This is a genomic window from Mesorhizobium sp. P3_A2 (assembly GCF_056403115.1).
In genome coordinates this window covers 146,803-173,189 of sequence record NZ_JBFUGC010000008.1, presented here as the reverse complement: position 1 = coordinate 173,189, position 26,387 = coordinate 146,803, and the positions used below count along the sequence as shown (strand labels likewise).

General features: G+C 64.3%; 18 protein-coding genes. 8 read left to right on the top strand and 10 right to left on the bottom strand.

Going from position 1 to position 26,387, the window contains the following annotated elements; genetic code table 11:
- Window positions 1-23: 23 nt before the first annotated feature.
- Both AC1DXM_RS19560 and AC1DXM_RS19555 read left to right on the top strand, forming a co-directional pair.
- On the top strand, window positions 24-4,814 hold the full coding sequence (locus AC1DXM_RS19560; RefSeq protein WP_477235317.1) for an NAD-glutamate dehydrogenase: 4,791 nt from the start codon (window positions 24-26) through the stop codon (window positions 4,812-4,814).
- 198 nt (window positions 4,815-5,012) lie between these two features.
- The gene (locus AC1DXM_RS19555; RefSeq protein WP_477235315.1) at window positions 5,013-6,431 is read left to right on the top strand and encodes an MFS transporter; all 1,419 of its coding nucleotides are present in this window, start codon (window positions 5,013-5,015) and stop codon (window positions 6,429-6,431) included.
- Between the two features lie 166 nt (window positions 6,432-6,597).
- Here the strand turns inward: AC1DXM_RS19555 and purH are convergent, their stop codons facing one another.
- From purH to htpX, 4 genes are all read right to left on the bottom strand, one after another.
- Entirely contained in the window at window positions 6,598-8,214 is a 1,617-nt protein-coding gene (purH, locus tag AC1DXM_RS19550; RefSeq protein WP_477235313.1) for a bifunctional phosphoribosylaminoimidazolecarboxamide formyltransferase/IMP cyclohydrolase, read from the bottom strand.
- A 106-nt stretch (window positions 8,215-8,320) separates the two neighbouring features.
- Window positions 8,321-10,045 carry a heparinase II/III family protein gene (locus tag AC1DXM_RS19545; protein ID WP_477235311.1) on the bottom strand — a complete coding sequence of 575 codons (1,725 nt, stop codon included), beginning with the start codon at window positions 10,043-10,045 and terminating at the stop codon, window positions 8,321-8,323.
- A gap of 287 nt (window positions 10,046-10,332) precedes the next feature.
- A complete protein-coding gene (locus AC1DXM_RS19540; RefSeq protein WP_477235309.1) occupies window positions 10,333-11,718 on the bottom strand; it encodes an RsmB/NOP family class I SAM-dependent RNA methyltransferase in 1,386 nt (461 codons plus the stop codon).
- Window positions 11,709-12,734: a zinc metalloprotease HtpX gene (htpX, locus tag AC1DXM_RS19535; RefSeq protein ID WP_477235307.1), complete on the bottom strand. Its 1,026-nt coding sequence runs from the start codon at window positions 12,732-12,734 to the stop codon at window positions 11,709-11,711. The genes AC1DXM_RS19540 and htpX overlap by 10 nt, the downstream gene beginning before the upstream one ends.
- A gap of 105 nt (window positions 12,735-12,839) precedes the next feature.
- On the opposite strand from htpX, the gene AC1DXM_RS19530 reads away from it, so the two are divergent.
- Window positions 12,840-13,061, top strand: coding sequence for a DUF1674 domain-containing protein (locus AC1DXM_RS19530; RefSeq protein WP_477235305.1), 222 nt, complete (start codon window positions 12,840-12,842; stop codon window positions 13,059-13,061).
- Window positions 13,062-13,214: 153 nt separating this feature from the next.
- On the opposite strand, the gene AC1DXM_RS19525 is transcribed toward AC1DXM_RS19530, so the two are convergent.
- The gene (locus AC1DXM_RS19525; protein WP_477235303.1) at window positions 13,215-13,880 is read right to left on the bottom strand and encodes an HAD-IA family hydrolase; all 666 of its coding nucleotides are present in this window, start codon (window positions 13,878-13,880) and stop codon (window positions 13,215-13,217) included.
- 180 nt (window positions 13,881-14,060) lie between these two features.
- On the opposite strand from AC1DXM_RS19525, the gene AC1DXM_RS19520 reads away from it, so the two are divergent.
- From AC1DXM_RS19520 to AC1DXM_RS19510, 3 genes are all read left to right on the top strand, one after another.
- Entirely contained in the window at window positions 14,061-14,930 is an 870-nt protein-coding gene (locus tag AC1DXM_RS19520; RefSeq protein ID WP_477235301.1) for a transglutaminase-like domain-containing protein, read from the top strand.
- Window positions 14,931-15,224: 294 nt separating this feature from the next.
- Window positions 15,225-16,700: a TadE/TadG family type IV pilus assembly protein gene (locus AC1DXM_RS19515; protein WP_477235299.1), complete on the top strand. Its 1,476-nt coding sequence runs from the start codon at window positions 15,225-15,227 to the stop codon at window positions 16,698-16,700.
- Between the two features lie 356 nt (window positions 16,701-17,056).
- Complete coding sequence (locus AC1DXM_RS19510) at window positions 17,057-18,325, top strand: class I SAM-dependent methyltransferase (RefSeq protein WP_477235297.1); 1,269 nt, start codon at window positions 17,057-17,059, stop codon at window positions 18,323-18,325.
- A 30-nt stretch (window positions 18,326-18,355) separates the two neighbouring features.
- Here AC1DXM_RS19510 and AC1DXM_RS19505 read toward each other — a convergent pair whose 3' ends face one another.
- Window positions 18,356-19,099 (bottom strand): MOSC domain-containing protein, encoded by a 744-nt coding sequence (locus tag AC1DXM_RS19505; RefSeq protein ID WP_477235295.1) that lies wholly within the window; start codon window positions 19,097-19,099, stop codon window positions 18,356-18,358.
- A gap of 8 nt (window positions 19,100-19,107) precedes the next feature.
- Window positions 19,108-21,063, bottom strand: coding sequence for an acetate--CoA ligase (gene acs / locus AC1DXM_RS19500; RefSeq protein ID WP_477235293.1), 1,956 nt, complete (start codon window positions 21,061-21,063; stop codon window positions 19,108-19,110).
- Window positions 21,064-21,366: 303 nt separating this feature from the next.
- On the opposite strand from acs, the gene AC1DXM_RS19495 reads away from it, so the two are divergent.
- On the top strand, window positions 21,367-21,639 hold the full coding sequence (locus tag AC1DXM_RS19495; RefSeq protein WP_477235292.1) for an usg protein: 273 nt from the start codon (window positions 21,367-21,369) through the stop codon (window positions 21,637-21,639).
- Between the two features lie 33 nt (window positions 21,640-21,672).
- On the opposite strand, the gene AC1DXM_RS19490 is transcribed toward AC1DXM_RS19495, so the two are convergent.
- From AC1DXM_RS19490 to AC1DXM_RS19480, 3 genes are all read right to left on the bottom strand, one after another.
- Window positions 21,673-22,707 (bottom strand): aldo/keto reductase, encoded by a 1,035-nt coding sequence (locus AC1DXM_RS19490; protein ID WP_477235290.1) that lies wholly within the window; start codon window positions 22,705-22,707, stop codon window positions 21,673-21,675.
- 44 nt (window positions 22,708-22,751) lie between these two features.
- Window positions 22,752-24,041 carry an SGNH/GDSL hydrolase family protein gene (locus AC1DXM_RS19485; protein WP_477235288.1) on the bottom strand — a complete coding sequence of 430 codons (1,290 nt, stop codon included), beginning with the start codon at window positions 24,039-24,041 and terminating at the stop codon, window positions 22,752-22,754.
- A 77-nt stretch (window positions 24,042-24,118) separates the two neighbouring features.
- Window positions 24,119-25,312 (bottom strand): MFS transporter, encoded by a 1,194-nt coding sequence (locus tag AC1DXM_RS19480; protein ID WP_477235286.1) that lies wholly within the window; start codon window positions 25,310-25,312, stop codon window positions 24,119-24,121.
- A gap of 126 nt (window positions 25,313-25,438) precedes the next feature.
- On the opposite strand from AC1DXM_RS19480, the gene AC1DXM_RS19475 reads away from it, so the two are divergent.
- Window positions 25,439-26,347 (top strand): LysR family transcriptional regulator, encoded by a 909-nt coding sequence (locus AC1DXM_RS19475; protein WP_477235284.1) that lies wholly within the window; start codon window positions 25,439-25,441, stop codon window positions 26,345-26,347.
- The last annotated feature ends 40 nt before the right edge of the window (window positions 26,348-26,387 follow it).

Below are 26,387 nucleotides of genomic sequence, written 5' to 3'. Positions count from 1 at the left end.
AAAGCATGTGACGGGAGGACATCATGGCGAGCGTGAAATCCGCAGCTAAGTCGAAGAAAAAAGCCAGCGCGGCGGTGAAGCCTGACGAGAAGTCGGCCAGGCTCGCCGACTATCTGTTGGCTCGCGCGCCGGCCGAAGACATTGCCGCCTATGACGCCGCCGACCTCGAGCGCGCCGCCAATCTGGCGGGACGGGCCGTCGCCGTCCACAAGAAAGGCCAAAGTGTTGTCGCCGTCGATACCGATTCCGGCGTCTCCCGCGAAGGCCGTCCGATGACGGTCATCACCGTCGTCAACGACAACATGCCGTTCCTGTTCGATTCGATCCTTGGCGAGATCACCGAGACATCAGGCGAACCGACTTTGGTTACCCATCCGGTCATCGTGGTGCGCCACGGCAAGACCGGCGTCGACGAGATCCTCGGCGACGGCAGCGCTCTCAAGGACGACGGCAATCACGACCGGCTGAGCGTCGTTCATGTCCACATTCCCCGCCTGACGGCGGAACAGGCGAATGCGCTGGCCGATCGCTTGCGCAAGATGCTCACCCAGGTGCGCGCCGCGGTCAGCGACTGGAAGCCGATGCTGGCCCGTCTCGACCAGGCGATTTCCGAATTCCGCTATTCCGCCGTGCCATTGGACAAGAAGAGCGTCGCCGAGGCGATCGCCTTCCTGGAGTGGCTGCGCGACGACAATTTCACCTTCCTCGGCATGCGTGAGTTCAAATACACCGGCGGCGCGGAGAGCGGTAATCTGGAACGCGCCGACAAGCCCGGCCTCGGCATCCTCTCCGACCCCGACGTGCTGGTGCTCAGGCGCGGCACAGAAGCCGTGACGACGACGCCCGAGATCCGCGCCTTCCTGCATGGGCCGGAGCCGCTGATCGTCACCAAGGCCAATGCCAAGTCGCTGGTGCACCGGCGCATCTATCTCGACTATATCGGCGTCAAGACCTACACCGCCAAGGGCACGCTTGCCGGCGAACTGCGCATCGTTGGCCTGTTCACCTCGACCGCCTACACGCGCTCGGTGATGAAGATCCCGTATCTGCGGTCGAAGGCTGAGACCATCATCGCCAAGTCCGGTTTCGACCGGCACGACCATTCCGGCAAGGCGCTGATCAACGTCTTGGAGAGCTATCCGCGCGACGAACTGTTCCAGGTGCCGGTGCCCGTCCTGAAGAAGCACGCGGCAGCCATACTCGGCCTGATCGAGCGGCCACGGGTGCGGGCGCTGGTGCGCGCCGACCAGTTCGACCGCTTTGTCTCTGTTCTCGTCTTCGTGCCGCGTGACCGCTATGACAGCGTCGTGCGCGAGAAGATCGGCACCTATCTCAAGACGGTGTTCGAGGGCCGTTTGTCGGCTTACTATCCGGCCTTCCCCGAAGGCGGGCTGACACGTGTTCACTTCATCATCGGCCGTTCCGGCGGCAAGACGCCGAAGGTCGAGCAGGCGGCGATCGAGGCGGCTATCCGCGACATCGTGCGCACCTGGGACGATGCGCTGGCCGAAGCCGCTGAAGACGGCGGCAGCGATCAAGCGTTGAAAGCCATCGCCGCGCGGTTTCCGGAGAGCTATCGCGATTCCTTCAGTGCTGCCGTGGCGCTAGCCGATGCCGGGCGCATCGCCAGCATCAGCGACGCCAATCCGATCGCCATCGATTACTACCGGCATGCCGAGCAGAAGCCCCACCAGGCGGCGCTGAAGATCTACCATCATGGCAGCCCGGTGGCGCTGTCGCGGCGGGTGCCGGTGCTGGAAAACATCGGTTTCCGCGTCATCAGCGAGCGAACGTTCGAAGTCGGCGAAGATGGCGGCGACACGGTCTTCGTCCACGACATGGAGTTGGAGAACAGCTACGGCAAGCCGATCGACCTCACCGGTGGCGGGGCGCTGTTCGAGGACGCCTTCCTGTCGGTGTGGCGCGGTGATATCGACAATGACAGCTACAACGGCCTTGCCCAGACCGCCGGCCTGTGGTCGAGCGAAGTCACCGTCCTGCGCGCCTATGGCCGCTATCTGCAACAGGCCGGCATCCCGCAGAGCCAGGATTTCATTGCCGCCGCACTCAACCGCTACCCCGACATTGCGCGCGGCCTGCATGCGCTGTTTGTCGCCCGCCTCGGCCCGACGGCCGCGACGGAAGGCGTGGTTGCCGCCAAGCACCTCAAGGCCAAGATCAAGGACGCCCTGGAAGAGGTGCCCAACATCGACGACGACACCATCATCCGCCGCTACCTCAATCTGATCGAATCTTCGCTGCGTACAAACCATTTCGTCGCCGAAACGAAGGCGAGGGGCCAGTCGCTGGCGATCAAGCTCGATTCGCAGGCGGTCGAAGGCCTGCCGGCGCCACGGCCATGGCGCGAGGTCTTCGTCTACGGCTCCGAAGTCGAGGGCGTGCATCTGCGCTTCGGCCCGGTGGCGCGCGGCGGCCTGCGCTGGTCGGACCGCGCCCAGGATTACCGCACCGAAGTGCTCGGCCTGGTCAAGGCGCAACAGGTCAAGAACGCCGTTATCGTACCGGTCGGCGCCAAGGGCGGTTTCTTCCCCAAACGCCTGCCCGCTGGCGGCAGCCGCGACGCCATCTTCGAGGCCGGCACCTCGGCCTACAAGAACTTCGTCTCCAGCCTGCTGTCGATCACCGATAATATCGGCCTCGACGGCGTCATTCCGCCGGCCGGCGTTGTCAGGCGCGACCCCGACGATCCCTATTTCGTCGTTGCCGCCGACAAGGGCACGGCGACCTTCTCCGACACCGCCAACGCTATCTCGGAGAAGCATGGCTTCTGGCTCGACGACGCCTTCGCCAGCGGCGGCTCGGCCGGCTACGACCACAAGAAGATGGGCATCACCGCAAAGGGCGCCTGGGAAGCGGTGAAGCGGCATTTCCGCGAGATGAACCGCGACATCCAGACCTCCCCCTTTACCGTCGTCGGCGTCGGCGACATGTCGGGCGACGTGTTCGGCAACGGCATGCTGTTGTCGCCGCAGACCAGGCTGATCGCCGCCTTCGACCATCGCGACATCTTCATCGATCCCGATCCGGACAGGGTGGCGTCGATGGCCGAGCGTGAGCGCATGTTCGCACTGCCGCGTTCGAGTTGGCAGGATTACGACAAGACCAAACTGTCGGAAGGCGGCGTGATCGTCTCGCGCAGCCAGAAGTCGATCACGCTGCCGACGGCGGCAGCCGCCGCGGTCGGCCTCACCAAGACCACCGCGACTCCGGTCGAGATCATGACCGCCATCCTCAAGGCGAATGTCGATCTGTTGTGGTTCGGTGGCATCGGCACTTACTTGCGGGCCTCCAGTGAAACCAACGCCGATGTCGGCGACCGCGCCAATGACGCCATCCGCATCACAGCGCTCGATGTCCGGGCGAAAGTGATCGGCGAGGGCGCTAATCTCGGCGTTACGCAGCGTGCCCGCATCGAGTTCGGCATGAATGGCGGCCGCTGCAATTCCGACGCCATCGACAATTCCGGTGGCGTCAATTGCTCTGACGTCGAGGTCAACATCAAGATTGCGCTGGCGTCGGCCATGCGCAAGGGATCGCTGACCCGGCCGGCCCGCAACAAATTGCTGGCTGAGATGACCGACGAGGTCAGCGGGCTGGTGCTGTCCAACAATTACGAACAGACGCTGGCGCTTTCGATCGCCCGCAAGCGCGGCCTCGCCGACATCGCGCATCAGAGCCGTTTCATGACGGCGCTCGAGGCGCGCGGCCTGCTCGACCGCGCCGTCGAGACACTGCCGTCGCCGGCCGCCCTTGCCGAGCGCGAGGCGCGCGGCGAGCCGCTGACCCGGGCCGAACTCGGCGTGCTGCTTGCCTATGCCAAGATCGTGCTGTTTTCCGACATCGTCGCCAGCGACGTGCCGGACGACGCGCATTTCGACCGCGATCTGATGGGCTATTTCCCCGACCGGATGGCGAAGAAATACGCCGCCGAGATCCACGGTCACCGGCTGCGCCGCGAGATCATCGCCCGCGTCGTCGCCAACGATCTGGTCAATCGCGGCGGTCCGTCCTTCGTCAACCGCCTGCAGGAAGCCACGGGGCGCAGCGCCGCCGACGTGGTGCGGACCTTTGCCGTGGTGCGCGATGGCTTTGCCCTGCCGGCGCTCTACCGCGAGATCGATGCGCTGGACAGCCAGATCGACGGCCAGGTGCAGCTCGACCTCTATCAGTCGGTCAGCCGGCTTATCTTTGTGACCAGCGGCTGGTACCTGAAGAACGATGCCGGCACCGCAGCGCTCGGCCAGCGCATCGCCGAATTGCAGGAGGCGCGCAAGGCGCTGGAGCCGAAGCTCGTCTCGCTGCTGCCGGCCTTCTCGCGCGAGCGGATCGAGGAGCGGCGGCACGGCCTGTTCAAGGCCGGCGCGCCGGAGAGGCTGGCTGAAAAGCTGGCGCTGGCCGATCTGGCGGAACTGATCCCCGATATCGCACTGACGTCGCGCATGGCCAATGCCGACATCGTTGCGGCGGCCAAGGCGTTCTTTGCCGTCAGCGATGCCTTCCGCATTCCGCGCGTCGAGGACGCGGCGCGGTCGATCACGCCGTCGGACTATTACGACCAGCTGGCGCTGTCCCGCGCCACAGACACGATCGGCGCGGCGCGACGCGGTATCGCGGTCGCCGCTCTCACCGGCCATGCCGGCACGGCCGACCCGGTGGCGGCCTGGCTGGAGGCCGGCGGCGAGCGGGTGGCCCGCATCCGCGAGCGGCTGCAGGCGCTGACCGAAGGCGGCGACATCACCGTGTCGCGGCTGTCGGTGGCGTCCGGGCTGATGAGCGATTTGACGGGGATGTGAGGCCTTACCCTCCCCCTTGTGGGGAGGTCGCTGCGAAGCAGCAGGGTGGGGGTGCGGCACCGACCCCCACCCGGACCTACGGTCCGACCTCCCCACAAGGGGGAGGTAGGGCGTCGTGCCTTTCTTCGGGAGAGAATGCCGGCAGGCAGGCGAGGCGCCGACCTGGGTGGTTTGCAAGACAATGCGAAACATGCAGACATGGCGCCCGACACGGGCGGCGCGGATGTCGGGGGAATCATGGCGGCAGTAGAAACAGTGCAGCGGGCATCCGGGCGCGGCATCTGGGGATGGATGCTGTTCGACTGGGCGGCGCAGCCGTTTTTCACCGTCGTCACCACCTTTATCTTCGGCCCGTACTTCGTCTCGCGCATGGCCAGCGATCCCGAAAGCGGCCAGGCCGCCTGGGGCTATGGCATTGCCGCCGCGGGCCTGGTCATCGCCGTTCTGTCGCCGATCCTCGGCTCGATTGCCGACCAGACCGGCCCACGCAAACCATGGATCGCCTTCTTCGCCTCGATCAAGATCATCAGTCTTTGCCTGCTGTGGTTCGCCGCTCCCGGCTCGAACCTGTTCCTGGTGGTGCTGTTCTTCTCGCTGGCTTCAGTCGCGGCGGAATTCTCGACCGTGTTCAACGATTCGATGATGCCGCGCCTGGTGCCGAAGAGCGAGATCGGCCACATCTCGAATATGGCCTGGGGCCTCGGCTATCTCGGCGGCATGATCGCGCTGATCTTCGTCGTCACCTGCCTGGCTGGCTCAGCGGAGACCGGCAAGACGATCATCGGCATCGACCCTCTGTTCGGGCTCGACCCGAAACTCGGCGAGGACGCGCGCGCCACCGGGCCGCTTTCGGCTGGCTGGTATTTCCTGTTCATCCTGCCGATGTTCCTCTTCACGCCGGACGCCATCAAAGGCATTCCGATCGTGCCGGCGGTTCGTGAAGGCCTGTCGGAGCTGAAGTCGACACTGACCGAAGTGCGCCAGCGCAGCGGCATCCTCCGCTTCCTCATTGCCCGCATGATTTATCATGACGGCGTCAACGCGCTGCTCGCCTTGGGCGGTACCTTTGCGGCGGCGATGTTCCACTGGTCGATCACCGAGATCGGCATGTTCGGCATCATCCTCAATGTCGTCGCTATCGTCGGTTGCCTGGTTGCCGCGCGTCTCGACACCGCGCTTGGCTCCAAGACGATCGTGATGATTTCGCTCGTCATGCTCAGCCTCGCCACCATCGGCATCGTTTCGACCGGGCCTGGTTACACGCTGTTCGGCGCCTGGATGATGCCGGGAGCCGATAGCGGCGGCCTGTTTGGCACGGCGGCGGAAAAGGCCTACATCTTCTACGGCTTGTTGATCGGGCTGGCCTTCGGGCCGGTCCAGGCATCGTCGCGCTCCTATATGGCGCGCAGCGTCACCGCAGCCGAGTCCGGCCGCTATTTCGGCATCTATGCGCTGGCCGGACGTGCGACGAGTTTCCTGGCGCCGTTCATGGTGGCGTCGATCACGCTCGCCAGCGGCTCGGCGCGGCTCGGTATGGCTGCGATCGTGCTGTTCCTCGGCGTCGGCATCGCGATATTGATCTGGACGCCATACCCGGCGGATCAGCCGGTGGAGTGACTGCTGCTTCCTTCCCCCCTTGTGGGGGAAGGTGGCCTCGCGAAGCGAGGTCGGATGAGGGTGTTCCAGGGAACACCGACGTCTCACTCTGCTGGAACACCCCTCATCGTCTCGGCGCTGCGCGCCGATCCACCTTCTCCCACAATGGGAGAAGGGGAAGAGGCGCCTAATGCCTAAAGTGCCTGACACCCGTAAATACCATCGCGATGCCATGCTCATCGGCGGCGGCGATGACGTCTTCGTCGCGCATCGAGCCGCCGGGTTGGATGACGGCGGTGGCTCCAGCTTCGATGGCTGAGATCAGCCCATCGGCGAAGGGGAAGAAGGCATCGGAGGCAACCACCGAGCCTTTGGTCAGCGGCTCCGCCAGGCCAGCCGCTTCCGCCGCGTCGAGCGCCTTGCGGGCGGCGATGCGCGAGGAATCGACGCGGCTCATCTGGCCGGCGCCGATTCCGACGGTGGCGCCGTCCTTAGCGTAGACGATGGCGTTCGACTTGACATGCTTGGCGATGCGGAAAGCGAATTTCAGGTCGGCCATTTCAGCCGCCGTCGGCGCGCGCTTGGTCACCACTTTGAGTTCGAGGTCGTCGACCACCGCATTGTCGCGGCCCTGGACGAGCATGCCGCCGGCGACGGATTTCACTGTGGTGCCGGCAGAACGCGGATCGGGCAGGCCGCCGGTGACCAGCAGGCGCAGGTTCTTCTTGGCGGCGACGATGCGGACGGCGTCTTCCGAGGCGTTCGGCGCGATGATCACTTCGGTGAAGGTTTTGACGATCTCCGCGGCCGCCTCGGCATCGAGGATGCGGTTCATGGCGACGATGCCGCCAAAGGCCGAGACCGGGTCGCAAGCCAGCGCCCTTGCATAGGCCGCCGTCAGCGAAGTGCCTTCGGCGACGCCGCACGGGTTGGCGTGCTTGATGATGGCCACCGCTGCGCAGCGGTTGGGATCGAACTCACCGACCAGTTCAAAGGCCGCGTCGGTGTCGTTGATGTTGTTGTAGGACAACTGCTTGCCCTGCAACTGCCGCGCTGTCGCGACTCCCGGCCGCTTGTAGCCATTGACGTAGAAGCCGGCGTTCTGATGCGGGTTCTCGCCATAGCGCATGACGCTCTCCAGCCGGCCGCCAAAGGCGCGCCAGGTCGGATGCTCGATCTCCAGCGTCTCGGCGAACCAGCCGGAAATCGCCGCATCGTAGCTGGCGGTGCGGGCAAAGGCCTTGGCCGCCAGCTTCTTGCGGAAATCCAGCGACAGTGAGCCGATGTTCATTTCCAGCGCATTGAGCACCGAGGCGTAGTCGCCGGGATCGGTGACGATGGCGACATAGGCGTGGTTCTTGGCCGAGGCGCGGATCATCGCCGGGCCGCCAATGTCGATGTTCTCGACGATCGCCGCATAGTCGGCGCCGGAACGGCGGACCTCTTCGAACGGGTAGAGGTTGGAGACGAGGAGATCGATTGGCTCGATGCCGTGATCGTGCATGGCCTTGGCATGTTCGGGGTCGTCGCGCACGCCGAGCAGCGCGCCATGCACCGACGGATGCAGCGTCTTGACGCGGCCATCCATGATTTCGGGAAAGCCGGTCAGCTCGGAGACGTCGCGCACGGCCAGCCCCGCTTCGGCGATCGCTTTTGCCGTGCCGCCGGTCGACACCAGCTCGACGCCGGCCGCGGCCAGGCCTTTGGCGAAGTCGATCAGGCCGGTCTTGTCGAAAACGGAAAGCAGGGCGCGGCGGACCGGAACGAGGTCGGGTGCCGGAATGTTCTTGGCGGCGACGGCCATGGGCTGGCGGCCTTTCAGGGCTGATTGGAGAGCGTTGCGGGGCCGTAGCACATGAGGTCAGGAAATCAAGCCGGAAGCTCGATCAAGCCGGTGCCGGCAACGACGCTCAGTTGTTCTCGGGGTAGCCGGCGATGCCGGTACGCGTCAGCTGCCAATGCACCTCGGCAATCTCCGAGGCCTTGAAGGCAAGCACGATCTGGCGGCTGCGCCGCGGACCGCCAAGGCCGGCGAAATAGATCGATTCCTCCACCTCCGGCGCCACCTCGGTGCAGGTGAACACCCAGGTGTCGGCCTGGTCGGCGGTCAGCACCAGTCGGTCATGCTCGTCTTGCAGCAGGTTGATGTCGGGATGAACGTGGAAGCGCACCACGACGAAGTCGCGGCCATTGTTGCGGATCGCCGCACCGCCGGGGCGCAGGAAGCGGTCCCGTCCGGCAAGCACATTGCCCTCGCTCGACAGTTTCAGCTCACGCTCATGCTGGAAGCCGAAGCGCTGGACGTAGCCGTCATGGCGGGCGACAAAGCCTTGCGCGCCCTTCTGGTCGATGCGCTTGCACGGCACATGCTGCGGGCCACCGAGCAATGGGGTGCCGAGCAAGTCGTTGACGCGCAGCGAGTGGGAAAACCGCGCCGACGAGGTGTCGTTGATGGTGGCGGTCGAATGCGCCGCCGTGGCGCGGGCCAGTGGCCGGAATTCGGCGGCGCCATAGGTGTCGATACCGGCATTGACGACATAGTGCTGGCGGCCCGAGGACAGTTCGAAGGCGAGGCAGCCGGCATGCGCAGCGTTGGAGACGTCGATGGGCGGCGACGCGCCGGTATCGGCAATGACGGTCACGCCGCCCATAGACAGCCGCTCATAGCCGGAATGCGGCGCATGCAGCAGCGGTGCGCCGGCGGTGTCGTCATGGCGCAATATGGTGGCGATGCGGTCGTGGATGGTTGCGCCCATGCCGTTGAAGCGGGCGAGGCTGCCGTCCTGGTGACGGAAGAAGCGCAGCGCCGGCAGCATGCGGTCGATGGCACCCATCAGCGCTGCCGGCGGCGTTTCGGCCTGGTTGGCATAGGTCTGGCGCAGCGGCAAAAGGTCGGCGAGCAGTTCGAGCACGGCCATCGGATTGCGCGAAATATGGCCGCCGTCGGGAAGGATCTGGCGGTCGAGTTCTTCCGCCAGATTGCGGGTGGCGCCGCGCAATGCCGAGGCCGGCGCCGGCAGCGACAGCGCGGCGAAGGCAAGCGCGATGCGGGTGCGCAGCCTGTCCTTGCCGTCCGGCATTTCGCGCGCCATCGAGCGCAGATAGCGGATCTGCACGGCAAGCGATTTCAGGAAGGCGCGATAGAACGGAAACTCGGCGCCTTGTAGGACAACCGAGGAATGTTGCAGCCAGGCGATGACGCGCTTGGCGGTCGTGCCGGGCTCCCAGGCGATGCCGGAAATCTGGTTGCCATGCATGGCGATCCAGTCGGAAACCAGCGCCCGGGCGTTGGCTGCGGCCAGCTCGGTGCCGGCGGCGCGCATGTGACGCAGCCAGCGGAAACCGTGCAGCGTTTTCACCCAACCACGATTGGCAACGTCGATCTGGAACGGCGATTTGCCGCCGGTCTCGACCAGATGGCCCGACAGCGGATAGCGACCGTAATAGATTTCGAGCGCGATCTGCGGGTCGGCGAGCCTGAGATCCGGCGGCGCAATCAGGACGCGCTCCGGCGTGCGTCCGGAATAGCGCCAGCGATAGACTGGCCCTGCCCGCAGGCGCCGGCGCGTCTTGCGCCAAAACTCCTTGGCGACAAGCGTCCACAGACGTGTCGTACTGCCGGCAGCCAGTGCCAAAACCTCTCCTCGTCGTCCACTTCCCAAGCACAAGCTTATATGATTCAAGAACTTATGCGAAGTCGAATTCCGCCGACGTGAAGGGCTTCACGCTGCCGGCAGCTGACCACCCCCGAAAAAAGTCGAGCGATTTCCGGGTTAAAGGCTGCAATCCGGTGTTGTCTTGCAGTTGTAGAGCGAACGAAACTCGCCCGACAAAAGTTTTGCGGTCGGCCGAACAGCGCAAACGAACATAGACCACGGCATGGATTCCGGAGTTTGCGGTCCACAGCCTGTGGCGACAAATCCTAGGCCGCGCGCCGCATGCGGGCGGCGAAGAAGCCGTCCAGGCCGGAAATCCCCGGCGAACCTAGGTCGAAATCGGCGGGCGTTGTGCGCAGCGTGCCCTGGCTGGTCAGGAAAGCATCGATGCCGTCGATCTCGCCCGGCTGCAATGGATCGTCGGCGATGGTTTTGTTTCCGGCCAGAAAGACGCGATAAAGATCTTCGCCTTCGATCGGGTCGAGCGAGCAGTTGGAAAAAACAATCCGACCGCCCGGTTTGACCAAGGTGACGGCGCGGGCGAGCAGCCTTGCCTGGAGGTCGGCAAGCTTTTCGACGTCGGCCATCGTCTTCGTCCACGGCACGTCGGGATGCCGCCGCACCGTGCCGGTGGAAGAGCAGGGCGCGTCGAGCAGGACGGCGTCGAAAAGCTCCGCCGGCTGGTACTTCAGCAGATCGGCCTGGACGATGTCCGCCGACAGGCCGAGCCGCTCGAGGTTCTGCGTCAGCCGCGCCAGCCGGCTCTTCGATGTGTCGATCGCGGTGACTTTTGCGCCGGCAAGGATCAGTTGGGCGGTCTTGCCGCCCGGGGCGGCGCAGAGGTCGGCGATGCGCAGGCCTTTGACATCGCCGAACAGCCGCGCCGGAAAACTGGCGGCGGCGTCCTGGACCCACCAGGCGCCTTCGCCGAAGCCGGGCAGCTCGGTGACGGAGGCGCTGAGCTTTTCCACCCGGATCGTGCCGGTCGGCAGCACGAGGCCACCGAGCTTTTCGGCCCACAGTTCGGGATCGGCCTTGACCGTGAAGTCGACCGGCGCCTCAACGCGATGCGCCGCGAGAATCTGCCTCGTCTTGTCGATGCCATAGGCTGATATCAGCCGGTCGGAGAACCACTTTGGCGCTTCGTCGGTGGCGGCGAGGGCTGCCGGCAGTTCGGTTTCCTTGGCGCGTGCCAACGTGCGCAGCACGCCGTTGACGAGGCCGGAAAAGCGCTGCGTGCGTGGATCGGACTTGGCGTGGGTCACGGCAAGGTCGACGGCGGCGCTATCAGGAATGTCGAGGAACAGGATCTGCGCCGCCGCGACATGGAGGATGTGCGACAGAGCCGTGGCGTTGGGTGGCAGCGGCTTTTCGAGGCGCTTGGCCAAAAGCCCGGCAATTGTCATGCGGTAGCGCAGCGCGGTGACCAGTATGGCGCGCACCAGGCCACGGTCGCGCAGGTCGAGCGCCTTGTATTGCGGATGGCCGTTCTCGTGGTCGGTCAGCCCGTCGAGTGGCGTCCTGGCATCGATGACGGCGGCGAGCAGCCGCGCCGCCGCCTTGCGCGCCGCGAGGCCGGCGACCGATTCGTCGGAGCTGTTTTCGCGATTGCCTGAATGTGCGGGCCGGCCTCTGGCTTCGCTCACGACCACGGATCCTTGGGTCCGGTCGGGTTGCGGCCCCACGGGTTGGGCTTTGGCTGTTCCGGTTCGGCCGGCGGCTCAGGCTCTGCCGGCCTGCCCCATGGGCCTTGCTGGCCATCGGCCTGCAGTTCTTCGGTGGGCACGGGCGCCTGGCGCGGCGCCGGCTGGTTGGTGCGGCCAGCCATGTCGCGCGCCATCGCTTGCAGCGCGGCGATGCGGTTGTCGGTGTTCGGGTGGGTCGAAAACAGGCTGTCCATGCGCTCGCCGTGCAGGGGATTGATGATGAAGAGATGCGCGGTCGCGGGGTTGCGTTCGGCATCCGGGTTGCGGATGCGTTCTGCGCCGCGAGCGATCTTGTCAAGCGCTGATGCCAGCCAAAGCGGATTTCCGACGATTTCGGCGCCGCGCCTGTCGGCCTCGTATTCGCGCGTGCGGCTGACCGCCATCTGCACGATCATGGCGGCGAAAGGCGCGACCAGTATCGCCACCAGCACGCCGACAAAGCCGAACGGATTGTTGTTGTCGCGGCTGCCGCCGAAGAAGAAGGCGAAATTGCCGAGCATCGAGATGGCGCCGGCGAGCGTGGCGACGATGGTCATGGTCAGCGTATCGCGGTGCTGGATGTGGGCGAGCTCATGCGCCATGACCGCTGCCACTTCCTCATGCGAAAGGCGCTCCAGCAGGCCGGTCGAGGCCGCGACGGCAGCGTTCTCGGGATTGCGGCCGGTGGCGAAGGCGTTGGGCTGCGGGTTGTCGATCAGATAGGTCTTCGGCATCGGCAGGCCGGCCTGCTTGGCCAACGCCTCGACGATGGCGTAAAATTCGGGCGCATTCCTGGCGTCGACCTCGACGGCGTGGTTCATCGACAGCACCATCTTGTCGGCGTTCCAGTAGCTGAACAGGTTGGTGGCGGCGGCGACCAGGAAGGCGATCATCATGCCGCCGGTGCCGCCGATCAGAAAGCCGACGCCCATGAACAGCGCCGTCATCGCGGCCAGAAGCATGGCGGTGCGTAGCGTGCTCATCGTCTGCTCCGCTTGCGGCCGTGGTAGAAAGGGGTCGATCCGGGTGTCATCATCGCTATATGATGGGAAACGCCGCCTCTCGTTTCAATCCGCCGGAACTATCGCATGACCGACGAAACCAGCAAAGCCGATGCCGATCCGGATGGCGCAGCGCCTCCGAAGGACCTGACAGCCGCCGCCCGCCGTGCGCTGGCCGAAGCCAAGGCGCGCCGTGACGAGTATCGCCAGAAGGAAGCTGCGCTGCCCAAGGAAATCGGCGGCCGCGGCGGCAAGGAACCCGGCCGCTACGGCGACTGGGAAGTCAAAGGCCTGACCAGCGATTTCTGAGGATATGCCGGGATTCAGGTGATGCCGGCCTGCGAACAACCGTTTCCTGCGCTTCCGGTACTCACGGACCCGAACGTCCGCTCCGTTCCGGTTCTCGGAACCGATCGTTCTCGGCTCGGCCTGACCTGAATCGCGACACACCCTAAGGCGATGCTAGGCCGCGCTGCGCTGCGGCTCCAAGGTCATCCAGCCACCGTTATCGACGGCGATGCCTACAGCGTCGTAGCCGGCTATCGCGGTATGCGGCGTCGCCATCGGGTGCTGGTGGGTGGCGCTGATCACCATCACCGACGCTCCTGCCGCCTCGGCGGCGGCGATGCCGGCCGGGGCATCCTCGAAGACCAGGCAGTCGGCGATATCGACGCCGAGCCGTTTTGCCGCGAGCAGGAAGCAGTCGGGCGCCGGTTTGCCCCGCGAAACATCCTCGCCCGCGACCATCAAGGCCGGAACCGGGATACCGGCAGCCTGCATGCGCAGCAGCGCCAGCGGGCGCGGCGCCGAAGTGACGATCGCCCAGCGCTCGGGCGGCAGCGCGTTGAGAAACGGCACGGCGCCGGCGATCGGAAGCACGCCTTCGACGTCGTCCGACTCGGCCTGCAACAGCACATGCGCCTCGTGCACGGGGTCGACGCCGGGTAGCGCCAGCCTGGTGATGGTCTCGACGGCGCGTACACCGTGGATCGTCGGCAGGAAGGCTTCGACGTCGAGACCGTGCCTAAGCGCCCGCGCCGCCCAGACCCGCTCGGCCGAAGCAATCGAATTGAGCACCGTGCCATCCATATCGAAGAGGAAGGCGGCGAATTTTCTGCCTGCAAACATAAAGATTTTCCAATAGGGTCAGGGAACGTTCAGGAGGGTCAAAACATGTCGTTCGACCGTAACGTCGCCACGCCCGCCTGGGAAGGCGTGGGCGGTTCTTTTCGATAGTTCCAGGGAACCATGGTCCCGCTTCTGGCGTTTGAGCAAAACTGTTTTCCACGAGATCGAGGGGGACTTGCGATGCTGATCCGGCTTGGCTACGAAATCGCCATTGACTGTGTGGACGCCACGCCGGTCATCTCGCTGCTCGAGATCCATGCGGACCGGCAGGCCGACATCAAGCGGCAGACGCGCGTGCTGACCTCGCCTTCGGTGCCGAGCAAGGTCTATCACGACCTGTTCGGCAATGCCTGCCGCCGCTTTGTCGCGCCCGCCGGCAATTTCCGCATCCTCTACGACGCCGCCGTCGAGGACAGCGGCAAACCTGACGAGGTCAACACGCTGGCCAGGGAAGTGCCTGTGGCGGAACTGCCGGACGATGTGCTCGGCTATCTCCTCGGCAGCCGCTATTGCGAGACCGACCATCTGGGTGGGCTGGCCTGGCAGCTTTTCGGCCATCTGCCGTCCGGCTGGGCGCGGGTGCAGGCGATCGTCGACTATGTCCATAACCGGCTGTCCTTCGGCTATGGCTATGCCCGTCCGACGCGCACGGCCGCACAGGCGAATGAGGAGCGGGTCGGTGTCTGCCGCGACTTCGCCCATCTGGCGATCACGCTGTGCCGTTGTATGAACATCCCGGCCCGCTATGTGAACGGCTATCTCGGCGACATTGGCGTGCCGGTCGATCCGGCGCCGATGGATTTCTCGGCCTGGATGGAAGTCTACCTCGACGGCAAGTGGTACACGTTCGACCCCCGCCACAACACGCCCAGGATCGGCCGTGTCGTCATCGCGCGCGGCCGCGACGCCACGGATGTGCCGCTGCTGCACAGTTTCGGCCCGCATCGGCTCAGCCTGTTCAAGGTCTGGACCTATGAGCAGGAAGGCAAGCTGTTCAATCCGCCCTACCACGGCGTCGACAAGACCGTCAGCGCGCACATGCTCGCGTAGAGCGGTTCTTGGCCCGGATTCTGATCCGCTTCGACACACTGCATCTTCCGGACATCTGTGCCGGATCGGGACCGGCATTCGGCATGCAGTGGATCATGGTAAGCACTTCGTAAACGAAGTCGCTTGCGTGAATTTCCGTTTACCGCGCGTTCACTTTGCTGCGATGCAGAACCCAGCAAAAACAACGGCTTGAATGATGGTTGGCTGCCTTCGCGGAGGCAACCGCGCGATCCGGCCGGAATTCTGCATTGGCCTTCCTGCGGCGACTGGGCCGAGGCGAACGGAGGCTGAAGGATGCGGAATTACGGGGGTCTTGTTCACGCGGCTGGCGCTTTCGCCAGGGATCGCAGTGGAAGTTTCGCGGTGCTGTTCGGCCTCGCCGCTTCGGTCCTGGCGCTCGGCGTCGGCTTTGCCGTCAACATCTCCCAGATCTACAACGCCAAATCGAGCCTGCAGGGCGTGGTCGATGCCGCTGTCACCTCGATCGCGCGCGACCTGACCACCGGGGTGATCAGGGAAGCCGATGCCAACAAGTCGGTGCAGGCCTTTCTAGACGCCAACAGCATGGCCGGCATACTGCAAACCAACCAGATCGTTCTCGACAAGCTCACCGTCGACAGGACCGCCAACACGGTCACGGCCGACGCCCACGTCGATGTCGGGCTCTACTTTCCGCTGTTCAGCGTCGGCGACATGCAACGCGTCGGTGCTTCCACCTCCGCGCTCTATTCGGACAAGCAGGTCGAGATCGCCATGATGCTCGACATAACGGGATCGATGGCGAAGCGGGGCAGTGTCGACAAGATCGGCGATCTGAAGGCCGCCGCGAAAAACGCCGTCCAGACGATGCTGCGGAACCAGGATCCGAAGAACCCCCGCATCCGCGTCGCGATCGTGCCTTACGCATCTGGCGTGAACGCCGGCAAGCTGGCGGAAAACGTCTATGCCGAGAAGGCAGGCAGTTCTGAACTGCCGCCTGTCGCCGGCAGTTCGCTTCTCGTCGCCAAGACGGGCAAGAACCTGCTGCCGTCCTTTAGCGACTATATCTCCATTGTTGGCGCGGCGGTGCCAAACCCCGATAATTGCGCCACGGAGCGCAAGGACAAAAACGGCAATGCCGATTTGAGCGCCGATGGCCCGGACACGATTCGCACGGACAAGAGCGGCAAGAAATATTATGCCCTGGTCAACCGGGATGATCATCTCGGTGGCGGAGGCATGAACAGGTGCCCCGATGCGGAAGTGATCCCGCTGACCGCCGATTCCGGGGTACTGCTCGATTCGATCGACGACTTCCGGGCCGATGGTTATACGGCCGGCGCGATCGCCATTCAGTGGACCTATTATATGCTGTCGCCGCAATGGCGTACCGCGATCAAGAATGCGGGTCTCGGCAAGGGTGCGGCGGATGCCAATGCCAAGAAGATTGCCAAGGTCGCGATCCTGATGACCGATGGCCAGTTCAACACCGCCTTCGCCGGCGCCACCGGCAACTACAACAGCCAAGGCAACCTTACGCGCAGCAACGCCCAATCACTGTGCGGCAATATGAAAAATGACGGCATCGAGATTTTCACCATCGGCTTTGATCTAAACGACAAAGCCATGTCGGCAACCGAGCGAGACCAGGCAAAGGCGGTGCTGAAGGACTGTTCGTCGAAAGACACTTCCGCCGCCAAACATTATTTCGAGGCGTCCACCGGAGCAGAATTGGACGCCGCCTTTCAGGAAATCATCAGCAACACCGAAAAGGTCGCACTGACCCAGTAACGCTCCAAAGGAAAAGGCCGCCGCTTCTTGACGAAGCCGGCGGCCTTCCGTGTTTCCGTCCATGGCGCGGCCGATGGCGGTGACCGTAGTCACCCACCGCGCTTCTCGCGCCTTAACGGGAAGACTGCTTCCCGAAAGTGCAATCCGCTGAGGCCACGTTCTGGAAAACGAAATCACTCGACATCGGATCACCTCCTTTCGATTTGTTGAACACACCGTCATGATGGGGTGCGTTGCAGCAAAAGACAAGATGCCGGTTTGAAATAGCCGGCGGGCCGGCTTTTCCGGGGTCGGGTTGCGATCGGCCGTCCAGCCGGGCAAACTCCCGCTGGGAGACCAGCATTCGGAGGAATGGCATGGAGGCAGCCGAGAAGGCCGCGCGCATCGTTCGCACTGTGATCGAAACGCTGAAGCCGGGTTTTGCGGTCAGGCTGTGGACCGGCGAGCGGATCGGCCCCGCCACCGGTCCGGTGCTGACCATCAACGACCAGGACATCGTCTGGCAGGTGGTGAAGCGGCCGTCGTTGTCGACGCTGATCGAGATGTGGATTTCCAAGACGATCGACATCGAAGACGGGACGATTTTCGATTTCTACGCGCTGCCGTCGCAAGGCAAGCTCAGAACCAAGATCAAGTCGCTGCCGAAGCTGGCGATCCTGCGCGACCTGCCGGCGGTGCTGTTGTCACGCAAGCAGATGAGTGCGCGGACCGATCTGTCGGGGCGCAATCCCTATGTCAGCGGCTCGAGCCAGGAAGCGATCCAGCATCACTACGACATTTCGAACGCCTTCTACCGGCTCTTCCTCGACGAGCGCATGGTCTACAGCTGCGGCTATTTCACGGATTTCGCCAACGGCATCGACCAGGCGCAGGCCGACAAGCTCGACCATATCTGCCGCAAGCTGCGGCTTAAGCCGGGCGAAAAGCTGCTCGACATTGGCTGCGGCTGGGGCGCCATGCTGATCCATGCGGTGAAGCATTACGGCGTCGTTGGCCACGGCGTGTCGCTGTCGCAGGCGCAGACCGATCTTGCTCGCGAGCGTATCCGCGCCGAAGGGCTGGAAGACCGCATCACCATCGAGATCAAATCCTATACGGAGCTCGAAGGCAGCTTCGACAAGATATCGTCGATCGGCATGTTCGAGCATCTCGGGCTCGCCAACCACGCCACCTATTTCAAGACCGTCCATCGCCTGCTCAAGCCGGGCGGCATCTATCTGCACCATGCGATCACAAGGCGCAGCAAGGGCGATTTGAAGAAGACGCTACGCAAGGGTCCCGAGTTCAAGGCGCTGCTCAAATACATTTTCCCCGGCGGCGAACTCGACACGATCGGCATGACGCTCGGCAATTTCGAGGCGCATGGCTTCCTGGTCTACGACGTCGAGAATTTGCGCGAACACTATGCGCGCACTTGCCGGCTGTGGGCCGAACGGCTGCAGGCCCGTTTCGACGAGGCGGTCGCCGAAGTCGGAGAGGCCAAGGCGCGGCTGTGGCTGCTCTATCTCACCGGCTGCTCGATCACCTTCGAGCGCGCCTCGGCGCAGATTTTCCAGACCGTCGTCACCAAACGCGCGCGCGGCTCGAGCGGCCTGCCGCCGACACGGGCGGATCTGTATCGTTAGTGATCTGTCTGATCCGGGGCTGGCCCGGCGCTAATCCTGAACGAACCGCATCGGCGCGCCGATCTCGACGCTGGCTGGCCTGTCCACCGTGCAATAGACGCCGAGATTATGGGCGTTGTGGCGGACCAGATTGCGCAGGATGCCGGGGTCGTGGTCGAAGCCGTCCTGGGAGATGATGGTGAAGCCGCAGCGGCGGCACGGTGCCGAGATGGTCACCAGCAGGTCGCCGATGGCGAGCTTGCGGCCGATCCATTCGGTCTCGGGAAACGAACCTTCAACCGCCGCCGTGTCGACGACGATGTTGGGGCGGAAGCGGCGGGGGTCGGGGGTGCCTTCCGGGTGCAGTGCCTTCAGCCGCGCCAGCGATGCGGTGGTCAAAAGATGGATCGGCGCCTTGCGGTAGCGCTCGGCGGTCAGCGGGCCGGTGTAGCCGGGCGCGCTGTCCTGGCTGAACGGCCGGATCGACGCGGCGAAGCCGAGATAGGCCGAGACGGCGCTGTCGCATTCAGCACCTGGTGCTGCCAGCCAGTCGCCGTCGGGAACGGCGATCTCAAGCTTCCGGTCGTTGGTAAGCCGGGTGCGGATGCGCGGTACTTTGTGCCACTTCGCGTCGCGGTCGGGCCGCGCGATCTCGTTGTCCGAGACATCGACGAGGCCGAACAGGCGGTCACCGCCGATGGTCTCAGGGCCGACCGAAATGGCGTCCCGGCGCTCGCCGGCAAGCGAGCTTGCGGGGTAACGCCAGAGTTCCGTGACCGCCCCCAGTGCAGCCATCAAACGCGTCAGCTCTTCTTGTTCTGACGGTTGGCGATCAGGTCGTCGACCACGGCCGGGTCAGCCAGTGTCGAGGTGTCGCCAAGTGCGCCAAAATCGTCCTCGGCGATCTTGCGCAGGATGCGGCGCATGATCTTGCCGGAGCGCGTTTTCGGCAGGCCGGGAGCGAACTGGAGCTTGTCGGGCGACGCGATGGCGCCGATCTCCTTGCGGACATGGCCGATAAGCTCCTTGCGCAGTTCCTCGCTCGGCTCCACGCCTTTCATCAAGGTGACGTAGCTGTAGATTCCCTGGCCCTTGATGTCGTGGGGATAGCCGACGACGGCGGCCTCCGAAACCTTGTCATGACTGACCAGTGCCGATTCGACTTCCGCGGTGCCCATGCGGTGGCCGGAGACGTTGATGACGTCGTCGACGCGGCCGGTGATCCAGTAATAGCCGTCGGCATCGCGCCGGCAGCCGTCGCCGGTGAAGTACTTTCCCTTGTAGGTGGAAAAATAGGTCTGCACGAAGCGGTCGTGGTCGCCATAAACGGTGCGCATCTGGCCGGGCCAGGAATCGGTGATGCAGAGATTGCCGTCGGCGGCACCCTCCAGCACCTTGCCCTCGCCGTCGACCAACTGCGGCTTGACGCCGAAGAAGGGCCGCGTCGCCGAACCCGCCTTGAGGTCGGTGGCACCGGGCAATGGCGTGATCAGGATGCCGCCGGTCTCAGTCTGCCACCAGGTGTCGACGATCGGCACCTTGCCGTTGCCGACGACGTTGAAATACCACTCCCAGGCTTCCGGGTTGATCGGCTCGCCGACCGAGCCCAGCACGCGCAGCGATTTGCGCGATGTCTTCTTCACCGGTTCGTCGCCGGCGCCCATCAGGGCGCGCAGCGCTGTTGGCGCGGTGTAGAAGATGTTGACCTTGTGCTTGTCGATGACTTCCCAGAAGCGCGACTGCGAGGGGTAGTTGGGCACGCCCTCGAACATCAGCGTTGTGGCGCCGTTGGCGAGCGGTCCGTAGACGATATAGCTGTGGCCGGTCACCCAGCCGACATCGGCGGTGCACCAGTAGATGTCGCCGTCATGATAGTCGAAGACATATTGGTGCGTCATCGAGGCATAGACGAGATAGCCGGCGGTGGTGTGCAGCACGCCCTTCGGCTTGCCGGTCGAGCCGGAGGTGTAGAGGATGAACAGCGGATCCTCGGCCTTCATCTTCTCCGGCTTGCACTCCGCCTTCACCGAGGCGATTTCGTCGTGGTACCAGACGTCGCGTCCCGGTGCCCAGCCGACCTTGGCGCCGGTGCGGCGCACGACGACAACCTTGTTGACCATGACAAAATTCTTGGCGGCGATATCGATCGCCTTGTCGGTGTTCTCCTTTAGCGGGATGGCCTTGCCGCCGCGCAGGCCTTCATCGGCGGTGATGACGAAGGTCGATTCGCAGTCGACGATGCGGCCGGCAAGCGCGTCGGGCGAGAAGCCGCCGAAGACGATCGAATGGATGGCGCCGATGCGCGTGCAGGCAAGCATCGCATAGGCCGCTTCCGGAATCATCGGCATGTAGATGGTGACGCGGTCGCCCTTCTTGACGCCGTGCTTCTTCATCACGTTGGCGAGCCGGCAGACATGCTCGTAAAGCTCGTTATAGGTGATTTTCTTGTCGTCGTAGGGATTGTCGCCTTCCCAGACGATGGCGGTCTGGTTGCCGCGCTTCTTCAAATGGCGGTCGATGCAATTGTAAGAGACGTTGGTCAGCCCGTCCTCAAACCATTTGATCGAGACCTTGCCGTCGAAGGAGGTGTTCTTGACCTTGCTGAACGGCTTGAACCAGTCGATGCGCTTGCCGTGCTTGCCCCAGAACTTGTCCGGATTCTTCACGCTGTCGGCATACCATTTCAGGTAGGTGTCGTTGTCGATCAGCGCGTTCTTCTTCCACGCCGGCTGGACGCGGTGGACATGGGCCTCGGACATTTCTTCACTTCCTCCCCAAACTATCCGCCGATTTGATCATTGGCGGGATCGCGGCGATGCCGCCGCGAATTCGCGCGCATTATTAACAGTTCCGGGATGACGGCAACATTAGACGTTGGATTCGCGCGGCGGGATGCCGCAGGGGCGTCGTCCGGTGCTGTCAGCACTCGCACGGCGTCGCTGCTAACTGCATGTTTTAGCGTGGAAAATGCCCGGTGTGATCAAAAAAAATCAATAGACAGTTAAGCAAGTAAGCGCAGAATCCGACATTGGGAGGAAAGGAGATCGACGCAGGGGGCTGCAATGCGTGACCATGCCGAAATGGACTTGATGCTCAAAGGCTATGGGCTGACCACGGCCAAGATTCTCTATCACTTCCCCGACCATCCGCACCTGCTGCAGAGCTTCATCTGGCAGGACTACGACCTCGCACCGAAATTCCCGGTGCTGATCCGCTTTATCGAATTCTGGCAGGCCAAGCTCGACGGCCCGCTGCATTCGGTGACCTACACGCATCAGAAGCTGATCGCGCCGAATGAATGGCGGAAGGTCGATGGCGAATTCGTCCTTCATTGAACGGTGGCGAAGCCGTTCAATGAAGAGCCAGGTTCACACTGCCGGCGGATTGAGCCGGGCAAAGCCTTCCTGGCGGCGATAGGGGAAGTACGGGTAGGGCGCGGTGACTTCGCTTGCCGCGTCGAGCTTCTTCACCTGCTCCGGCGTCAAGGCCCAACCGACGGCGCCGAGGTTCTGGCGCAGCTGCTCCTCGTTGCGGGCGCCGATGATGACGGAGGACACGGTCGGGCGCCGCAAGAGCCAGTTGATGGCGATCTGCGGCACGGTCCTGCCGGTCTCTTCGGCCACGGCGTCGAGCGCATCCATGACCCGGTAGAGGTGCTCGTTCGCGACCGGCGGGCCGAAATCGGCGGTGTCGTGCAGCCGGCTCTTGTCCGGCAGCGGCTGGCCACGGCGGATCTTGCCGGTCAGCCGGCCCCAGCCGAGCGGGCTCCACACCAGCGCGCCGACGCCCTGGTCGAGGCCGAGCGGCATCAGCTCCCACTCATAGTCGCGGCCGACCAGCGAGTAGTAGACCTGATGCGCGGCGTAGCGGGGATAACCGTGCTTGTCGGCTTCCGCCAGCGACTTCATCACTTGCCAGCCGGAGAAGTTGGAGACGCCGACATAGCGCAGCTTGCCGGAGCGAACGAGATCGTCCAGCGTCGACAGCACCTCCTCGATTGGCGTGCCTGCATCGAAGGCGTGCAACTGCAAAAGGTCGATGTAGTCAGTGCCGAGGCGCTTCAGTGCGGCGTCCACGGATTTGATCAGCCGCGAGCGCGACGAGCCGTAATCGGCCGGGCCGTCGCCCATCGGCAAGGACGTCTTGGTCGAGATCAGTACCGCGTCTCGGCGGCCCTTGATGGCTTCGCCCAGCACCTCTTCGGAAGCGCCATTCGAATAGACATCGGCCGTGTCGAACAGATTGACGCCGGCCTCGAGACAGATGTCGATCAGCCGCCGCGCCTCCATGGCGTCGCTGTTGCCCCAGGCGCCGAACAGCGGGCCGGAGCCGCCGAAAGTGCCGGCGCCGAAGGAGAGTGCGGGCACTTTCAGGCCCGATGCGCCGAGACGTCGATAATCCATTTTATGTCCTTTCAAAGTGTGAACCGAAGCAGCGGATGCGTCGCTCAGTTTTTGACCAGTGTGGCGAGATCGATGGCGTCGGCCATGGCCTGGTTTCCCTCGTCACCCGGATGCAGATGGTCGCCGGAATCGAATTTGGGCAGCAGACGTGTCGGATGCGCCGGATCGCGCAGCAGGAGATCGAAATCGACCACGGCATCGAAGGCGCCGCTGGTGCGGATCCAGTCGTTGACCTTTTGGCGCAGCGCATCCTTTTCCGCCGTATAGTAGGCATCGAGCGGCGTCCCGCTCAATGCGCCTTCGAAGGGCGTCAGCGTGGCGCCGACAATGCTGAGATTGTGGGCGTGGGCCTGGGCGGCGAGCTGCAGGTAGGCGCTTGTCAAGGTTTCGAAAGCGGGCAGGGATTTTTCGCGCACGAAGGGCGTGCCTGGCCAGCTGATGTCGTTGATGCCGATGAGCAGGATCACCGCCTTGACGCCGGGCTGGGCCAGGACATCGCGGTCGAAGCGGGCGGATGCCTTCACGCCCATGGCGTCGTCCAGCAGCCTGGCGCCGGATATGCCGGCGTTGAGCACCGCCACCTGTTTCGGGGCGAGGCGAGCGGCCAGGAAATCGGGCCAGCGGTTGTCGGCACCCAGAATGGCGCCGGCGCCGTCGGTGATCGAATCGCCGATAGCGACGACAGCGCCGTCATTTGCGGGTGCGTCGACCAGGATTTCGCTGAGCAGGATGCGTGCGTCGGTGGTCTGCGTGGCCGCGAACGCGTCCGAAGCCGTCTGGTTGCCGCCGCCGATATAAGCGGTCTGCTTGCCGTCCCAATGGAAGGTGGCGAGCGGCGTTTCCTGCGGCAGATAGACCGACACCGAAAGCCGGCTCAAGGCATCGAGCGGCAGATCCACCGGGTCACTGATCAGAGACGTGCCCGGCGCGATTGCGGCCTTGGCCTGTCCGCCAAAGGTCAGCGCGCGATCGGCGCCGGCGATGATTTTCGGCCCCTCACCGGCAACGGCCACACGGGCCTCGCCGATCTGGACCGGCGTGCCGGCATACTCGTTCGACAGGACGACACGGAATTTCTCGCCACCAAGGCTGATCCGGACCGTCTGGCGAATGGTCTGGTTCTCAAGCTGCGGCGGTATCTTCACCGGCAGGGCAAAATCGGCGCCCCATGTCGATTGCGGACTGGCCAGCCAGGTGCCAACCCACCCTTGCTTTTCGCCGGCTATCGCCGGATCGAACATCAACGAAGCCGCCAAAGCGAGCGGAACGAGCTTCAAATGCCCGATCGCATTGGCAAGGATGGCGTGGCGAACCGGATTTTTGCTGTTGGTCACAACGGTTTCTCCTGTCGGGTTCGTGTCTTGGGTTCTGTCGGGGTCGGGATGTTTCGGAGTTGCGGTCACTCTGCGGGTCACTCCGCGGCGCTTGGGCAGACGGCGGCAGGCACCAATCGCTCGCCGTTTCTGTCGAGGCGCAGCGCCAGGGCGGCGACGCCGAGTGCCGCGACCGGCAGCAAGGCGGCGACCCAGGTCAGCGAGCCGAGGCCAAGGCCATGGGCGATCACCGCGCCACCAAGCCAGGCGCCGGCGGCATTGCCGAGATTGAAGGCGGCGATGTTGAAGGACGAGGCGAGGCTCTGGCCGGCACCTTGCGCCTTTTCCAGCACCCACATCTGCAGCGGCGCCACGGTGGCGAAGGCGGCGGCACCCAGCAGGCCGACATAGATCACGGCCAGGACCTGGCTGTGGACGGCAAAGGTCATGGTTGCCAGCACCAGGGCCAGCACCACGAGGCTGCCGAGCACCGCCGGTACCAGCCAGCGGTCGGCGACCTTGCCGCCAAGCAGATTGCCGGCGATGAGACCGCCGCCGAAGACGAGCAGGATCGGCGACACGGCCGCTTCCTTGAAGCCGCTGATCTCGGTCAGCAGCGGGGCGATGTAGGTGAAGACGGCGAAGACACCGGCATAGCCGAGCACGGTGGTGGCAAGGCCGAGCAGCACCGGCGTGCGGCGCAGCACGGCAAGATCGGCGCGCAAATTGGTCTTTTCGGGCACCGTCTGGCTGCGCGGCACCAGGAGGAGGATGACGGCGAAGGCTGCGAGGCCGACCAGGGTTACCGCCCAGAAGGTGGCGCGCCAGCCGAAGGCCTGGCCGAGCCAGGTGCCGAAGGGCACGCCGAGAATGTTGGCGATGGTCAGGCCAGTGAACATCAGCGCGATCGCCGAGGCCTTCTTGTTGGGTGCGACCAGACCGGTGGCAACCACCGAGCCGACGCCGAAGAAGGTGCCGTGGGCAAAGGCGGTGATGATGCGGGCGCCCATCAGCGTCCAGTAGTCTGGCGCCAACGCACAGGCGAGGTTGCCAATCGTGAAGATGGCCATCAGCGCCAACAGCACGGTCTTGCGCGGCCAGTTGCCGGTGGCGATGGTCAACAGCCGTGCGCCGATGACGACGCCAAGTGCATAGCCTGAAATCAGTTGGCCGGCGGCCGAGATCGAGACGCCGAGATCTTTGCTGACATCGATCAGGAGGCCCATGATGACGAATTCGGTGACACCGATGCCGAAGGCGCCGGCGGCGAGGGCGTAGAGAGCAAGAGGCATGGCGGTTTCCACTTCCAAGACGATGAGCGCCTTGGTCCAATCCGCGCCCCGACCCAAGAGATCGTGCACCCACGCCTTGTGAACCAGACTTGCCTTAGGCATATTTCCTGTGAAATAGATTCACAGATGGCCAGGTCCGACATCAACCGCTCCGGCGAGATCGAAGTGTTCGTGCGCGTCGTCGAGGCGGGCAGCTTTTCGGCTGCCGCTCGCGCGCTGCGCATGACGCCGTCGGCGGTCAGCAAACTGATCGCACGGCTGGAGGCAAGGCTCGGGGCGCGGCTGGTCAGCCGCTCGACACGCAAGCTGCAACTGACGCCGGAAGGGACGGCCTTCTACGACAGCGGGCTGCGCATCCTGGCCGACATGGCGGCGGCCGAACGCGAGGCCGCCGTGGGTGCGGCACCGCGCGGACGGCTGCGCGTCAACAGCTATGTGCCCTTCGGGGTGCACCGGCTGATCCCGCTGCTGCCGCGCTTCCTCGAACGCTATCCTGAGATTTCGGTCGATCTCGCGCTGACCGACAGCGTCATCGACCTGATGCAGGAGCGCGCCGACGTCGCCATCCGCGCCGGCCCGCTCGGCGAATCGCGGCTGGTGGCGCGCAAGCTCGGGCAATGCCGGATGGTGGTTGTTGCCGCACCGTCCTATCTTGGCACCCACGGCACGCCGCTGACACCGGCCGATCTCGACCGGCACAATCGCATGGCTTTCGGCTTTGTCAGGCATGTCGATGGCTGGCAGTTTGTCGACGCAGCCGGCAACGCCGTCATGGTGCCGATCATGGGAAACACGGTGGTCAGCGATGGCGAGACGATGCGGCTGATGGCGGTTGCCGGCGCCGGCATCGCCCGGCTTGCACATTGGCATGTGGCTGATGACATTGCGGCGGGCCGGCTGACGGCGCTGCTGGAGGATTTCAATCCGGGCGACGAGGAGCCTAGCCACGCCGTCTATGTCGGCCAGGGCCGGCATTTGCCGGCACGGGTGCGGGCCTTTCTCGACTTTCTGGTCGAGAGCGTGCGGATGGCCTGACAGACGTTCGGGAGCCAAATGGCTCCCGAAGCATCAGGCC

Coding starts and splice junctions, on each gene's coding strand:
- AC1DXM_RS19505 (WP_477235295.1), bottom strand. CDS start 19,099: ATGGCTGCACTGGGGGCGGTCACGGAACTCTGGCGTTACCCCGCAAGC.
- AC1DXM_RS19520 (WP_477235301.1), top strand. CDS start 14,061: ATGCTGATCCGGCTTGGCTACGAAATCGCCATTGACTGTGTGGACGCC.
- AC1DXM_RS19555 (WP_477235315.1), top strand. CDS start 5,013: ATGGCGCCCGACACGGGCGGCGCGGATGTCGGGGGAATCATGGCGGCA.
- AC1DXM_RS19495 (WP_477235292.1), top strand. CDS start 21,367: ATGCGTGACCATGCCGAAATGGACTTGATGCTCAAAGGCTATGGGCTG.
- AC1DXM_RS19560 (WP_477235317.1), top strand. CDS start 24: ATGGCGAGCGTGAAATCCGCAGCTAAGTCGAAGAAAAAAGCCAGCGCG.
- purH (WP_477235313.1), bottom strand. CDS start 8,214: ATGGCCGTCGCCGCCAAGAACATTCCGGCACCCGACCTCGTTCCGGTC.
- acs (WP_477235293.1), bottom strand. CDS start 21,063: ATGTCCGAGGCCCATGTCCACCGCGTCCAGCCGGCGTGGAAGAAGAAC.
- AC1DXM_RS19530 (WP_477235305.1), top strand. CDS start 12,840: ATGACCGACGAAACCAGCAAAGCCGATGCCGATCCGGATGGCGCAGCG.
- AC1DXM_RS19480 (WP_477235286.1), bottom strand. CDS start 25,312: ATGCCTCTTGCTCTCTACGCCCTCGCCGCCGGCGCCTTCGGCATCGGT.
- AC1DXM_RS19510 (WP_477235297.1), top strand. CDS start 17,057: ATGGAGGCAGCCGAGAAGGCCGCGCGCATCGTTCGCACTGTGATCGAA.
- htpX (WP_477235307.1), bottom strand. CDS start 12,734: ATGAGCACGCTACGCACCGCCATGCTTCTGGCCGCGATGACGGCGCTG.
- AC1DXM_RS19490 (WP_477235290.1), bottom strand. CDS start 22,707: ATGGATTATCGACGTCTCGGCGCATCGGGCCTGAAAGTGCCCGCACTC.
- AC1DXM_RS19475 (WP_477235284.1), top strand. CDS start 25,439: ATGGCCAGGTCCGACATCAACCGCTCCGGCGAGATCGAAGTGTTCGTG.
- AC1DXM_RS19525 (WP_477235303.1), bottom strand. CDS start 13,880: ATGTTTGCAGGCAGAAAATTCGCCGCCTTCCTCTTCGATATGGATGGC.
- AC1DXM_RS19515 (WP_477235299.1), top strand. CDS start 15,225: ATGCGGAATTACGGGGGTCTTGTTCACGCGGCTGGCGCTTTCGCCAGG.